The following is a 14,470-nucleotide window of genomic DNA, read 5'->3' on the forward strand; positions in this document are numbered from 1 at the left end:
TGGTTATTTATTGATTAGGAAATCTTGCTCTAATATTACTTTTTTTAAAATCCGATCTGTTTACATTTATATCCGAATTCGGATTATAATTTTCATCATTTGAATATATAACGTCCCCGCTTTGGTTTTCCCATCTGTATTTCCATTGATTGGTTCCAATTTCAATTTCCTTTGTAAATGGATTTACATATTCTTCCTGTTCAGTCAATGTTAGGTACATATCATTATTAATCTCGGCATTAGTTCTTTGCTTGTGATCAATAATTTCTTTTTCTATTTGCTGTATTTCGTTTTGTGTATCTATTAAAATTTGTCCTCTCGCTGCTTGTCCTTTTAATTCACCAATCAACCAATCGGTATTTAATTTTACAGAATTATGAATGGTGATAAATATTGGTTCCCAATTATTTAATTTATTTTGCGGTGATCTTACAAGAAAAGTTTCTTTATTTCCCCACATTCCACCTCCAAGCTGACCCCAATTTTCTATTAACGCAAATAAATACTCATCGTAGCTTTTGCCATTTTCGGAATATCTAAATTTTAGACAAGCAGCATCATAACTCATAGTTAAATAAGGCAATGTCCTTTTGATCCATGCTTCATAATTTGCGGCAAATTTATTCATGTTTTTTTTATCCAAAATTTGAACATTTTGGGCTATGGCATGTGCATAAGGAAAGGCGATTTTATAAATAAACTCTTCAGCATCCATAATATTGTAAACCGTCATTCCTTGATAATAACTTCCTTCGGGAAATAATCCCATTTGTCCGGCAGGACTGAATCTTGAATCAAAGAATAAAACATCAGGAAGCAATCTTATCATAACGCTTCCTACATCATCTTTTTTTACTGAAAAATCCAATTTAGCCGCAATTGAATTTCCAGGTCCGTTTTGAATGGCATTTACCCTATAAATTCCGCCTTCAATCATCCAACCTTTTGGAACCAGAATACTGAAAGCATTTTCGTTCGGCTCAGATTTTCTCTCAAAAATAAGTTCCGGTATCTTTTGTTTAGATTGCGAATTATTTTCATCTCCATTAGAATTGAAAAATTTAATTTCATTTGATTCGGACTTTTTATTACACGATAATAACATCAGTACAATCATTAAAAATGATATTGTTTTCTTCATAGCTTCTCTGTGCTAAAATCTTAAAATGCTTAAATTTTATAATCAATAAACGAGTTAAATTTTTCATTATTCCCGTTTAATTTTCCCGTGAATGTAAATCTCCATTTTTGATTTTCTTTTACATTTTCATATCCGGCTAATAACGTCCAATTGTTGTTTTTTATGGAAATAAAATCTAATCCGGATATAATATCTATAAATTCTTCAACTTTAATTACTACCTTAAGATTTGCAATTTTATAATTTGATTTAAACCAAAATTCGGTTACTCCTTTAAATTCACCGCTTTCGCAATGAATTATATCTATTTCGATTTTTTTTTCATTTTTCAAGAAGATCATTGAATATTCTTCCTTAACCGAAAAATTCATGTACAAAATCTTTACTGATTTTTTTAAAATTGACTTGGTATAAAGTACGATTTGAAATTATGGTTGGTCAACACTCATACACCTACAATACCACTCAGAAAGGCTTTCAAAAACACTCAAAAGTAAAATTTGCAAATATTTTGCTCGGAAAACTTTACAAATTATGAATTGCCTGCGTTAAACTTTCTGTGTGATCAATTCCAAGTTTTTTTCTAATTCTTGTTCTTGCCACTTCTACGCTTTTTGTGGTTTGGTTTGTAATTTGAGCTATATCTTTGGTGTTAAGATTCATTTTTAGAAATGCGCATATTTTTTGTTCGCTTTGTGTAAGCAATGTATAATTTTCATTCAGCTTTTTGTAGAATTCAGGATGAACTTCTTCAAAATGCTGCAGAAAATCTTTCCAGCTTTCTTCTTCGGATATACTTTGTAGTTTATTTTTTAATTGTCTGATTTTCTTTTTATCTCCTGTTTCATCACTAATAATTCCATCAATTTCTAATACAATTTCATGCAGAATTTTATTATTGCTTGAAATCATTAATGCCTTTGATGTAAGTTCTCTATTTTTTGTATTCAGCTGCGAATTCAGCAAATCTATTTTTTTTGTCAATTTATTTGCGTTTTCTTTTTCGATTATCTTTTCTTTTCTTTTTTTATAGATAAATGTTCCAAGGATAAAAAGAGATATAACTATTAAAATTATCAAAATTAAAATTAGCAGATTTCTATTCTGGATTTCATTTTTCGAAGTCAATGCCTGGTTTTGAATTCTTAACTTTTCGGTCTCCAACTGCTCAAGTTTGTATTTGGCTTGAATATCTTCCAAAGCTTTAAACTTTTCAATTGTTAAAAGAGAATCTTCTATATTTTTATTAAGTATTAAATAATTGTACGCAAGCTTATAATCATTAAGTTTGTTATGTGTTTCAGATAATATTTTTGCCGCTTCCGATATATGTTTTGGCAGTTCCTTTTTTACTGCAATATTGTACGCTTCTATAGCAAATATTTTGGCTTTTGAATAATTTTTTTCAATTAAATTCAACTCCGCTAAATTATTAAGCGCAGTGATAATACTTACAGTATCACCAATTTCTTTTGAAGTAATTATTGATTTATTCAAATAGTTTTTTGCTTCGATTAGATCATTATTTTTTTTGTAAAAATCTGCCAGCATTATTTGAATTTCACTCAATCTGGCTTTGTCTCCAACGGCTTGTGCAAGTTCTAAAGTTTTGCTGAAATACATTAATGCGTTTTCGTTATTGTTAAGCGAAACAAATGAGGAAGCTAAATTAGCATAGCGCGATAGCAGTCTGTAATTATCATTTAAATTTTCCGCAATGACCGTTGATAGCTTAAAATATTCTATTGCCCTTGGAAATTCTTTCAACTCTTTATAAACGTTGCCAATACTTTCATAACAATCCGAAACAAATTTTTCATCTCCGAATTCAGTAAAGCTTTTTAATGATTTCATCAAATAAGAAAGCGCTGTTTGGTAATTTCCGATTTGTGTATATAAATTTCCGATATTATTGTTGCTCACTGCAATAAAATATTTGTTGTTAAGGTTTTCTCCTATTTCTCTAGATTTTTCATGATGCCTAATTGATAGATCTTTATTTCCCAATTCTCTAAAAACAATTCCCAATCCTACATTTGTCCAAAACAGCCCATCCTGATTTGATTTTTTTTCAAACAATTTCATTGCTTCATTATAAGAAGCAACCGCATTTGCATATTTTCCGTTTTCTAATCCAAGTTCACCGTTATTAAAAAAACATTCTGCTAAAAGTGAATCATTCCCGGTTGTTTTTGCATTTTCGAGCGCCAAGTTATAATATTTTGCGGCAAAAGAATATTTGCTTTGCTGAAAGAAAATGTGTCCAATTTTAGTTTGTATGTCGGTTTTTTGAAGAAGAATTAATTCGGAAGTTTTAATTTTTTTTTCTTCATCCAATAAGGTTAATGCTTTTTGATAATAGAAAATTGCTGAATCAGGAAATAATTTTGTGAGTTTTTTTGCTTTTTCGGAATAATCTTTAAAGTCAGTTATTTCATTAGAATAATTTGTTGTTTGAGAATGAATATTCTGAAATACATTGAAGAAAAGAAAATAAAAAGTTATGAAAATTACTTTGATTTTCATCAAATAATCACCCCTTTATATCCTTTTAATTGGAAAATGTTTACAATAAAAGAATATTTTTATTTATTCTGATGATCTATTTTGATCCAAATTATCAGTATTGCTCATAACTTCGTTTAAAAATTGAAGATTATCCGACTGAGAATTTGAAATAATAATTTTCAAAACTGCTGTAAGTGGAACAGATAAAAACATCCCGGCAATTCCCCAAATATATCCCCAAACCAATAACGATAGTAAAATTACCAGCGGGTTTAAGCCTAGTTTATCGCCCATTATTTTTGGCTCTAAAATATTACCGATTAAATTTTGCGCAAGGGTAATAATTCCAGAAACCAATATTGTATATCCGATTGATTCATATTGTATTAATGTCATTACTGTGGGAAGAATAATTGCGACTATTGAACCAATATTGGGAATAAAATTTAAGAAGAACGATAAAACAGCCCATACAATCAAAAAATCAATATTAAAAATCCATAATATTATTCCGACAACAATGCCTGTTAAAAGACTTATTAAAAATTTTGTTGCAATGTATCTTTGAATTTGTTCTGTAATTTCTCGAAATGCTTTAAGAATTGTCTGTTCTCGTTTTTGCTTAAGTTCATTTATTTTTTTCTCATATTCATTTTTCTCATTTTCTTCATCTTCAATAAGCAATTTTTTCTTTAATGATTTTTTTGATTCGTATGACTGTACTTTTATATATCTGTTTTTAATAGCGTTTATTAAATGCATATGGCTGCTGTTTACAAAAATAAAGAAGAAGAGAACAAAAAATAATGCAGAGAAAAGTGAAATTGTTGATGAAAAAAACCCGCTTGCCAAACCGCTGTAATCCAAATCAGTAAGTATTTTGGAAATATTAAATTCCAAAAAGAACTTATCCGCAATTCCAAAATTTGCGGCAGATGTTCTAACTATATTATTCAGCCTTTGTTCATATTGAGGAAGCTCCTCACCAAAACGGCTGAAAGAGTCAATAATAAATGTTGAAAGAGCCCAAAAAAATCCAATAATAATTAATAAATCAATAATTGTTGTCGCAGATCTGGGAATTTTCTTTTTAATTAAATAATCATTAAGCGGCTCAAATACAAAAACCAAAAGATATGCAATTGTTAATGGAATAAAAATATCCTGCAGCTCTTTAAGAACTCCCAACAAAACAACTAGGCCAATAAATACGATAAAAAATTTTACTGCGGGATCTATATATTGCTTTTTCATTTTATTATTTTATTTTAAGATAATTTAAAATAACTATAAAATTCTTCACTTTTAATATGTCAAAAAAATTTTGGTGCTAAAATGAAAAAATTTATTATGTGGATTATTATTGCTAGTATTCTGTTCTTTAGCTGTAGCGAACAGAAAAAGATTACGGAAAGCAAAAATTTCGTTCATCCTGAATGGAGTTATAATGCTTCAATTTATGAAGTAAACATTCGTCAATTCACAAACGAAGGCACTTTCAATTCATTTTTAAATCATTTGCCGGAATTAAAAAAGCTAGGCGTTGATATTCTTTGGCTTATGCCAATTAATCCAATCGGTGAAAAAAATAGAAAAGGTACATTGGGAAGTTACTACTCGGTAAAAGATTATAAAGCTATTAATCCCAATTTCGGCTCAAAAGAAGATTTTAAAACTCTGGTTGATAGTATTCATTCGCTTGGAATGCACGTTATAATTGATTGGGTTGCCAATCATACTTCTTGGGATAACAAATGGACGAAAACAAATCCCGAATTTTACAATAAAGATTCACTTGGAAATTTTATTCCGCCTGTAGCCGATTGGAGTGACGTTATCGATCTTAATTATGAAAACAAAGAATTAAGAAACGCAATGACAGAGGCATTATTATATTGGGTAAAAGAATTTAATATTGATGGATACAGATGCGACGTTGCGGAAATGGTTCCGTTGGATTTTTGGAAAAATACACGTAAAGAATTAGACAAAATAAAACCGGTTTTTATGCTTGCTGAAGGTGAAAATCCCGAATTGCACAAAAATGGTTTTGATATGACTTACAATTGGAAACTTAAGGATGCTATGAATAATTACGCAAAGGGTTTGATATCAGTTGACAGCATTAAGAATTCCTTTATTGTTAATTCAAAATTATATGCTGATGATGATATAAGAATGAATTTTACTTCTAACCACGACGAGAATACTTGGGCAGGAACTGAATTTGAAAGACTCGGTGATCTTGCCGAACCATTTGCAATTCTTGCGTTAACCGCAAAGGGAATGCCTTTGATTTACAATGGACAAGAAGCGGGAATGAATAAAAGATTACAATTTTTTGAAAAAGACTTTATTCCATGGCATGATTACAAAATGCGAAGTATTTACTCAATTGTTTTAGCGGAGAAAAAAGTAAATTCAGCAATGTGGAACGGAAACAAAGGCGGAAATATGAAATTTATAAATTCGGATAACAATAAAATATTTGCCTTTTCCAGAGAAATGGGAAATGATAAAATTTATGTTTTGATAAATCTTTCAAATAATAAACAAGAATTTAAAGTAACTGATAAAAATGTAAATTTAAGTCTGACAAATTTATTTACAAACGATAAAATTGATTTAGTTTCCGGTGTTCAATTTACACTTGAACCAAACGGTTATTTTGTTTTAGTAAATAAGTAACCGTTCATTTGCGTTGCTTTAAAATTGTCAAAACTTAAATATATTTGAAATCAAAATTAATGAAACAAATTTAAATTCTACTTATCGGTTTTATTTTTCTTATCTGGAATAAATTTAAGTGAAATAGAATTTACACAGTGACGCGTGTTTTTTTCGGTAAACCCTTCACCAAGAAACACGTGTCCTAAATGTCCGCCGCAATTGCTGCAAATTATTTCTGTTCGTCGTCCGTCGGCATCGGGAATTCTTGTTACGGCACCGGGAATTTCATCATCAAAACTCGGCCAGCCGCAGTGTGAATCAAATTTGTCTTTTGATCTGTAAAGCTCAGCATTGCATTGCTTGCAAACATATGTTCCGGATTCTTTATTGTTTGTATATTGTCCGGTATAAGGCATTTCAGTCGCTTTATGCAATATTACCTTTTGTTCTTCGGGAGTTAATTTATTGTATTTCATTTTTTTCTGTGCGCTTATATTTGATAAAAGAATTGTAAATAAAATTAAAAAGATTATTTTGCTCATTTGTAACCTTTCTTATATATATTTGATAATTATAAACATAAATCATTACTTGGTTCCATTAAAATTGAAAAAGCTATGAGAAAAACACTTTATAAAATAATAATCGTAATTTTCCCTTTTTTTCTTCTTTCTTGCAACTCAATTAATTATACTACAACAAAAAAAGATGTTTTAACAAAATACACCGAACTAAAAATTTTTTTTTCTGAAGAAGTTAAAGATTCATTTTACTTATATATCCGTGTTCCCAAAAATTATGAAAAAGAAAATAAATCGTATCCGGTTTTGTATTTGCTTGATGGAGACATCTCTTTCAACATGGCAACAAGCATTGTTAGATATTTGCAGTATGCAAAAGATGTTCCGGAAATAATAATTGTTGGAATTGGTTACGGCTCAATGATGAACGATGATAAAATAAACTACAGAGAGCGCGATTATTCTATTTCAAAAAATGAAATGTTAAAATTATCAGGCGGCGGTGAGAAGTTTTTAAACTTTATTAAAAATGAATTAATTCCTTATATCGATAAAAATTATAAATCTTCCGATAAAAGATATTTAACTGGATATTCACTCGGCGGATTATTTGCAATTTATACTTTGATTAAAAATATAAATTTATTTAACGGTTATATTGCCGGAAGTCCTTATTTGAAAAATGATATTGAACAATTGTTAAGTTCATCAAATAATTTAGATAATTATAGTGGAAAGATTTTTGTCAGCTTCGGTGAACTTGAGAGTGAGCATGATTATAAAATTCCCATACAAAATTTGACGAGAAATATTAAAAGTGTATTAAAAAATGATAAGAAAATTAAATTGCAGATTTTTGAAAATGGGACACATTACAGTTGTCCTCCCGAAGCTTTGACTTACGGATTACAGTTTATATTCAGCGAAAATTAAATTGTAATTTTTATCTAAATAGAAATTAAGTATTATATTGATGGTTGAATTAGATTAATTGCTACCTTCTTTTCACCTTTGACATTTCACTTTTAGCATTTATTTTTTTAGATATAAAACTTTTTTAAAAAACTATTGTAGAACACTCAAAACTTTTTAGAAAGATATTTAATATGAAAAAAATCACTTTATTATTTTTTATTATTACTGTTATCTTATCATTTAATGAAAATATTTTTGCTCAAAATTTGAAGAAAGCTAAAATTATGAATACAAACAATAAATATGAAACCGCGACATTTGGAACCGGTTGTTTTTGGTGTACCGAAACAATTTTCGAAAAATTAAAAGGTGTTGAGTCAGCTGTTTCCGGTTACAGCGGCGGAACAAAGGAAAACCCGACATACAAAGAAGTCTGCACCGGAAATACTGGACATGCCGAAGTTATTCAAGTTACATTCGATCCTTCTATAATTTCATTTAAAGATTTGTTGGAAGTCTTTTGGAAAACGCACGATCCTACAACATTAAATCGTCAAGGTGAAGATGTTGGCACTCAATACAGATCAGTTATTTTTTACCATAATGACGAACAAAAAAAAGTAGCGGAAGAATACAAGACGAAATTAGAATCTGCAAAAGTATTTAAAGATCCAATTGTAACTGAAATTACAAAGTTTAAAAACTTTTTTCCTGCGGAAAATTATCATCAAGATTATTACGAACAAAATAAATCTCAACCTTACTGCAGTTTTGTAATTACTCCAAAAGTGGAAAAGTTCAAGAAAGTTTTTCATGATAAATTAAAATAGAGAAGACATTAGCTAATGATAAACTTTTGGGATGAAAGATATTCTCAGGAAGAATTTGTTTACGGAACAGAACCTAATGAATTTTTAAAAGAAACTTTAACAGAAATTAAACCTGGTAAAATTTTATTTCCTGCAGAAGGAGAGGGTAGAAATTCTGCTTTTGCTGCTCAACTCGGTTGGGATGTTTTTGCTTTCGATTCTTCTAGAATTGCAAAGGAAAAAGCCACAAAGTTATATAAATCAAATAATATAAACGTAAACTATTCTTTATGTTCTTTGGAAAACTATGAATGCCAGTCAAATTTTTTTGACTGTATTGCGTTAATTTTTGTTCATCCCTCTGAAGATATTAGAAAAAAAGTTCACTTAAAATTGCTGAATTATATTAAACCAAATGGAATTTTAATTTTAGAAGCCTTTTCAAAAGATCAGTTGAAATACAGTTCCGGCGGACCAAAGAATAAAGAAATGTTGTTTTCTGAAGAAATAATTAAAAATGATTTCGGGTCTTTGAATATAAAATTACTAAGTTCCATCGAAAAGTTTATTTATGAAGGAGAACATCATAAAGGCAAAGCTGCAATTATTGATTTTATTGCACAAAAACCTTAACAGACCTTGTCTCTTAAATAGAGTTTAATAATTCTATTAAATTCTCAAATGTTTTTGCACCTGTTTTCTTAAGTGTTTCAAAATTCTGATGTCCGCTTGCAATTAATACGCAATTAGCTCCAATTTCTTGCGAGACTTCAAAATCATGAATTGTATCTCCTATCATCAGCACTTCGCCGGGTTTGTTTCCTATAGATTTCATTAGATTTTTTCCCAAATCAATTTTTCCCGCCGCATATATATTATCTAATCCTGTAATATGTGAAAAATATTTAGTTAAATTAAAATGTTCCGCCATTTTAATCAAATTATCTTGTTTATAAGCTGAAAGTAACGATTGCTCTTTTTCCAAAGTATTGAACTTTTCCATTGTCTCGATAATTCCATTGTGAAGCTTACACTCAAATTTTCTTTCTTCATATTCATCCATCCATTCTTTACCGACAATCTCAAAGGATTCTTTAGTAAAATCAAATCCTGCGGCAATGTAATAGTTTATAACCGGTATTGTAAAAATGGATTTATATTTTTCTACAGATATTTCGGGAAGGTTTTTTTTTCTAAATAAATTATTTCCAATATCAACACAGAGTTGAAGATCATTTAAAATTGTCCCGTTCCAATCCCATATTATATGTTTGTAGTTTTTTATATTCATCCAATTTTCTATTTATTTATCAACAAGTCAAATTTAGCTAATTTCAAAATTGTAGAAAATCATAAAAGCATATTTGCTAATTAAATTATTTACTCATCTTTCGATAATACTACATTTACAAAATTTATAAAATATTGAACCTGGTTTCAAAAATATTAGAAAAGCTATTTCATTGGGACAAAATATTTCTATCGGAATTATCTTCAGATCAAAAAATAGAAATTGATGTTAAACTTCATCCAATACTTTTACGGTTTCCAAAACCGCTGGAAAAGTATTATTTAAACTATTTTCAAAGTAATTCTAAACTTCAAATAAAAATTTCGGCAATTGTCGGCGCACTATTCTTTCTCGTTTTTTTTCCTTTTGATATGTACTTTATACCAGAATTCTCAACTAAATTTTTAATCGTTCGTTTTTTAACATCAGTTTTTATAGTTTCTATAGCCTTTTATGCCAGCAATTTAAAAAATTCGACCCATACTCAATTGTTATTATCCGTAGCAACAATTTTAGTTGGTACTGTTGACATTTCTTTTATTGTAATTGCCTCACCAAAGTTAAACGATTCATATTATGTTGGTCTTATTTTAATTTATTTTTGGAGTTACGTTTATCTAAAACAAAGATATCTGTGGTCAATGATTTCCGGATTCTCAATATTTTTTATATATCTTTTCTTTTCAAAGTTTGTAATCGATTTGGATCAGCACATTTCTTTTATAAGTATCTTTTATCTTCTAGCTTCTAATATAGCAGGAGTTGGAATTTCATACTCTTTGGAATATTATTCAAGACGTGAGTATTTTCAACAATTAATGATTAAGAATTCTATTGACTTAAATTTTGACTTAAACGAAAAAATAAGCGAGAGTAAAAAAGTTATATTCCAAGCTCAGGAAAAATTGATGCTTCAAAGTAAAGCAATAGAATCTGCCGCCAATTGTATTGTGATTGTAAATAGAAAAGGAAATATTATTTTCTGCAACTCCGCGGTTTCTCAATCAACGGGATATAGCAGAGACGAACTGCTTGGAAAAAATCCCAGAATTTTCAAATCAGGCAAACACGATATTCTGTTTTACAAAAACATTTGGAATACAGTATTAAATAGAAATGTTTGGAGCGGTGAAATTATAAACAAAAAAAAGAACGGTGAATTAATCTATGAAGAAATGATTATTACTCCAGTCACAGAAAATGGCTCTAATATAATTAGTCACTTTATAGCAATAAAACAGGATATTTCCTCAAGAAAGGAAATGGAAAAAAATCTTCTCGAAAGTGAAAGTCGTTTTAGAAGTTTATTTGAAAATGCAACGCTTGGACTTTACAGAACAAGCGAAAGCGGAAATGTTTTAATGGTGAATAATGCATTATTCAAAATGCTGGGATATAATTCGTCAGAGGAAATGCAAAACTCAAATCTAAATTCTAATGGATATGTAATTCCACAAAGAAGAACAGAATTTATTGATCAGGTAAAAAAACACGGAAGTATTGCCGGATTTGAATCGGAGTGGCGCAAAAAGGATGGATCTATAATTTATATCTCCGAAAGCGCGAGAAAAGATTTTGACGAATCCGGAAACTTAATATTTGAAGGCACTGTTGAGGATATTACAAACAGAAAAATGGCGGAATTTGAACTTCAACATTCACAAGAATTTCTGCAAATGGTTTTTGATAATGTTTACAACGCCATTTTTATTCATGATGAACATGGAAATATATTAACTGTAAATAACAAAGTATTAAGTTTATACAACATTTCATTTTCCGACGCAATTAAACTGAACATTGCCGATTATGCGGATGAAAACAATTCTTTTGAAAATGCAAAAAAAATGTGGGAAAAAGTAATCAATGGCGAAACTTTTCTAACTGAATTGAAAGCAAAAAGACCTTTAGAAAATTACGTTTTTGACGTGGAAGTTTTTCTTTCCAGAATTTTCTTAAATCAAAAAAATTATATTTTGGCTAATGTAAGAGATATTACAGCACAAAAAGAAGCGCACAAAAATCTGTATATAACGCAAAAATCCGTTGAAATGAGCGGAGCTCCAATATTTTGGATAAGTAAAAACGCAGATATAATTTATGTCAATAATGCTGCCGTACAAATGCTGGGTTATTCGTTTGATGAGTTGACAAAAATGAGAATCCCGGATATAGATCCAAATTGGACACAAAATTATTGGGACAATGTTGGTTTTCCCAGATTAGCCAAACATCGTGTTGATCATTTTGAAACTTCACAAATAACAAAATTTGGAGATAAAATTCCTATTGAAGTAAATTCAACAATAATTAATTACGGCAATGAAGAAATAATTGTATCAATTATTACAAATTTAACTGAAAGAAAAAAAGCTGCCGATGAATTAATAATTGCAAAAGAACGGGCAGAAATGTCCAATAAATTAAAATCGGAATTTCTTGCCGGAATGTCTCATGAAATCCGAACACCTGTAAATACAATATTAAACTTTATTTCGCTAATTAAATCAGATTTAGGCGAAAACGTAAACGGGGACATTAAATCTTCTTTTGAGATGATTGACAGCGGAAGCAGAAGATTAATTCGAACAATTGATTCAATCATAAATATGTCACAGTTTCAAGCTGGTTCATATGACATGAAACTTGAAAAAGTCTCGGTGTCCGATTTAATTAAACCAATTTATAATGAGTTTAAGCATTTTGCCAATCAAAAAAACCTGCGTTTTGAGTTAACTCAAGATTCTGAAGATTTTTTTATAATTGCAGATTCATATACATTAACCCAATTATTTATTAATCTGTTTGATAACTCCATTAAATATACAAAATCCGGAAAAATTCAAATCTCCATTTCTTCCGATGACGATTACGCAATTGTTGAAATTTCAGATACGGGCATTGGAATTTCCGAAGAATTTCTTCCTACTTTATTTGAACCTTTTAGGCAAGAGGAAATGGGTTACACAAGATCGTTTGAAGGAAACGGACTCGGCTTGGCTTTAGTTAAAAAATATTTAGAATTAAATAATGGATTGATTTCCGTTAAAAGTCAAAAAGGAATTGGAAGTACTTTCACCGTGAAACTGAAAAAAGAATCGACTGTTTACCACATTTAACCAAATAATTAAAACTAAATATTTATAAAAACAAACTTACAATATTGAAAAAGATTTTCGATAATTGATTACTATTTAAATTATTTGGAATCTTTATGAAAGGAAAATATAAGTTTTACATATTTATTTTATTGTTTTTTATATTCTTGATCAATCATAATTTTGCTCAAGATATCGCTTTTGATAAGGAATTAGATCTTCAAACATGTATAACTTATGCCTTAAAACACCATCCGTTAAATTCTGTTAATAAAAATTCAATAGGAATATCTGAATCGCAATTAAGCCAAGCAAATTCGGCTTATTGGCCTCAAATAAATTTATCGGCTTCTGTTTCCACAATGGACGAAGCTCCAAACTTTATATTTCCCGCGTCAACATTTGAGCTTCCATTGCAAATACCGGGACTTGAACTTGGAGGAATTGAAATTCCCGAACAAAATATAAAGCTAATGGATAAAACTTTAATCATGGGTTCAATTGAATTGGTCTACCCGCTTTATACCGGCGGATATATTTCTTCTTTGGTTGGTCAAGCCGAAAGTGCTTTAGTGCTTGCCCAAGAAGAAGCCAGAAAAAATGAGCTTCAAATTATTGCTGATGTTAAAAAAAGATTTTATTCGGTTTATCTACTTCAAAAGCTTACCGAAATTGGTGATGAATCGCTGGCAAGACTTGAAACTACTTTGGAACTTACTGAAAATCTATATCTTAACGGTTCGGGTACCGTTTCAAAAACGGATTTTCTTAAAAACAAAATTCTTGTAGATAACGTTAGATCAATAAATTTTTATTTTAAACATAATTTAGAATTGGCAAAATCCGCTTTGTTAAATGCTTTGGGCGAAAATTTAAAATATAATATTTCTGTAACGCGTGATAGTTTAGAGCTTAAAAAATCTTTTTATAATTTTGAAGATTTATTAATTACTGCGTATAAAAATAATCCTACTTGGAAAACTTTAGAAATTGCTCAATCTATTTTTGAAGATAAGGTAGACGAAGCTTACAGCGGTTATCTGCCAAAGGTTGGAATAATGGGTTCGCTAAATCTTGTTCAAAATAATTATAAATACGGATTGGTTTCCGACGTTAATAAATTTTCATGGACGGTCGGTCTTGGGGTTCAAATGCCAATTTTTAACGGTTTTAGGGCATCTGCTCAAGTTGATGAGGCAAATTATAGATTTGAAAAAATAAAAAGTCAGAAAAAACTATTAGAAAACGGTTTGGAAATTTTAGTAAAAAAAGCTTTTGTAGAATATTCTTCAGCTTCAGATCAGATGACAACATTAAAATCTGCAATGGTTTCTGCCATAGAAAATTGTGAATTAAACGATAGAGCTTATCAAAGTGAACTTGTTGAGCTTCAAGATTTATTACAGGCTCAGTTGTTTGAAGCGGTAATGAAAGTTCAATATTATAAAGCTCAGTTTACATATTATGAAACTTTGGCAGAATTAGAATTTACCATTGGAAAAAATTTGGATTAGCCT

General features: G+C 29.6%; 12 protein-coding genes. 6 read left to right on the forward strand and 6 right to left on the reverse strand.

What is annotated here, in order from left to right:
- Window positions 1–7 precede the first annotated feature (7 nt).
- The 4 genes from IPK06_13440 to IPK06_13455 all read right to left on the reverse strand — a co-directional run bounded on the left by IPK06_13440 (window position 8) and on the right by IPK06_13455 (window position 4,903).
- Complete coding sequence (locus IPK06_13440; GenBank protein MBK7980977.1) at window positions 8–1,141, reverse strand: hypothetical protein; 1,134 nt, start codon at window positions 1,139–1,141, stop codon at window positions 8–10.
- A 29-nt stretch (window positions 1,142–1,170) separates the two neighbouring features.
- Entirely contained in the window at window positions 1,171–1,482 is a 312-nt protein-coding gene (locus IPK06_13445) for a hypothetical protein (GenBank protein ID MBK7980978.1), read from the reverse strand.
- 184 nt (window positions 1,483–1,666) lie between these two features.
- The gene (locus IPK06_13450; protein MBK7980979.1) at window positions 1,667–3,667 is read right to left on the reverse strand and encodes a tetratricopeptide repeat protein; all 2,001 of its coding nucleotides are present in this window, start codon (window positions 3,665–3,667) and stop codon (window positions 1,667–1,669) included.
- Between the two features lie 63 nt (window positions 3,668–3,730).
- Window positions 3,731–4,903, reverse strand: a complete 1,173-nt coding sequence (locus IPK06_13455; GenBank protein ID MBK7980980.1) for an AI-2E family transporter — start codon at window positions 4,901–4,903, stop codon at window positions 3,731–3,733.
- 81 nt (window positions 4,904–4,984) lie between these two features.
- Between IPK06_13455 and IPK06_13460 the strand changes: the two genes are divergently transcribed.
- Entirely contained in the window at window positions 4,985–6,337 is a 1,353-nt protein-coding gene (locus tag IPK06_13460; GenBank protein ID MBK7980981.1) for an alpha-glucosidase C-terminal domain-containing protein, read from the forward strand.
- A gap of 77 nt (window positions 6,338–6,414) precedes the next feature.
- Here IPK06_13460 and IPK06_13465 read toward each other — a convergent pair whose 3' ends face one another.
- Window positions 6,415–6,861 carry a methionine-R-sulfoxide reductase gene (locus IPK06_13465; GenBank protein ID MBK7980982.1) on the reverse strand — a complete coding sequence of 149 codons (447 nt, stop codon included), beginning with the start codon at window positions 6,859–6,861 and terminating at the stop codon, window positions 6,415–6,417.
- 75 nt (window positions 6,862–6,936) lie between these two features.
- Here IPK06_13465 and IPK06_13470 point away from each other — a divergent pair, with 75 nt between their 5' ends.
- The 3 genes from IPK06_13470 (at window position 6,937) to IPK06_13480 (ending at window position 9,197) form a co-directional block, all read left to right on the forward strand.
- Window positions 6,937–7,773, forward strand: a complete 837-nt coding sequence (locus tag IPK06_13470; protein ID MBK7980983.1) for an alpha/beta hydrolase — start codon at window positions 6,937–6,939, stop codon at window positions 7,771–7,773.
- A gap of 173 nt (window positions 7,774–7,946) precedes the next feature.
- Window positions 7,947–8,585, forward strand: coding sequence for a peptide-methionine (S)-S-oxide reductase MsrA (gene msrA / locus IPK06_13475; GenBank protein ID MBK7980984.1), 639 nt, complete (start codon window positions 7,947–7,949; stop codon window positions 8,583–8,585).
- Between the two features lie 15 nt (window positions 8,586–8,600).
- The gene (locus tag IPK06_13480) at window positions 8,601–9,197 is read left to right on the forward strand and encodes a methyltransferase domain-containing protein (protein ID MBK7980985.1); all 597 of its coding nucleotides are present in this window, start codon (window positions 8,601–8,603) and stop codon (window positions 9,195–9,197) included.
- Window positions 9,198–9,210: 13 nt separating this feature from the next.
- Here IPK06_13480 and IPK06_13485 read toward each other — a convergent pair whose 3' ends face one another.
- Window positions 9,211–9,855 (reverse strand): HAD family hydrolase, encoded by a 645-nt coding sequence (locus IPK06_13485; GenBank protein ID MBK7980986.1) that lies wholly within the window; start codon window positions 9,853–9,855, stop codon window positions 9,211–9,213.
- 134 nt (window positions 9,856–9,989) lie between these two features.
- Between IPK06_13485 and IPK06_13490 the strand changes: the two genes are divergently transcribed.
- Both IPK06_13490 and IPK06_13495 read left to right on the forward strand, forming a co-directional pair.
- Complete coding sequence (locus IPK06_13490; protein MBK7980987.1) at window positions 9,990–12,974, forward strand: PAS domain S-box protein; 2,985 nt, start codon at window positions 9,990–9,992, stop codon at window positions 12,972–12,974.
- A gap of 95 nt (window positions 12,975–13,069) precedes the next feature.
- The gene (locus tag IPK06_13495; protein ID MBK7980988.1) at window positions 13,070–14,467 is read left to right on the forward strand and encodes a TolC family protein; all 1,398 of its coding nucleotides are present in this window, start codon (window positions 13,070–13,072) and stop codon (window positions 14,465–14,467) included.
- Window positions 14,468–14,470 lie beyond the last annotated feature (3 nt).

Source organism: Ignavibacteriota bacterium, from assembly GCA_016713565.1.
GTDB lineage: Bacteria > Bacteroidota > Ignavibacteria > Ignavibacteriales > Melioribacteraceae.

Excerpts from the sequence above, each read along its gene's own strand:
- IPK06_13440 (MBK7980977.1), bottom strand. The coding sequence starts at position 1,141 with ATGAAGAAAACAATATCATTTTTAATGATTGTACTGATGTTATTATCG.
- IPK06_13445 (MBK7980978.1), bottom strand. The coding sequence starts at position 1,482 with ATGATCTTCTTGAAAAATGAAAAAAAAATCGAAATAGATATAATTCAT.
- IPK06_13450 (MBK7980979.1), bottom strand. The coding sequence starts at position 3,667 with ATGAAAATCAAAGTAATTTTCATAACTTTTTATTTTCTTTTCTTCAAT.
- IPK06_13455 (MBK7980980.1), bottom strand. The coding sequence starts at position 4,903 with ATGAAAAAGCAATATATAGATCCCGCAGTAAAATTTTTTATCGTATTT.
- IPK06_13460 (MBK7980981.1), top strand. The coding sequence starts at position 4,985 with ATGAAAAAATTTATTATGTGGATTATTATTGCTAGTATTCTGTTCTTT.
- IPK06_13465 (MBK7980982.1), bottom strand. The coding sequence starts at position 6,861 with ATGAGCAAAATAATCTTTTTAATTTTATTTACAATTCTTTTATCAAAT.
- IPK06_13470 (MBK7980983.1), top strand. The coding sequence starts at position 6,937 with ATGAGAAAAACACTTTATAAAATAATAATCGTAATTTTCCCTTTTTTT.
- msrA (MBK7980984.1), top strand. The coding sequence starts at position 7,947 with ATGAAAAAAATCACTTTATTATTTTTTATTATTACTGTTATCTTATCA.
- IPK06_13480 (MBK7980985.1), top strand. The coding sequence starts at position 8,601 with ATGATAAACTTTTGGGATGAAAGATATTCTCAGGAAGAATTTGTTTAC.
- IPK06_13485 (MBK7980986.1), bottom strand. The coding sequence starts at position 9,855 with ATGAATATAAAAAACTACAAACATATAATATGGGATTGGAACGGGACA.
- IPK06_13495 (MBK7980988.1), top strand. The coding sequence starts at position 13,070 with ATGAAAGGAAAATATAAGTTTTACATATTTATTTTATTGTTTTTTATA.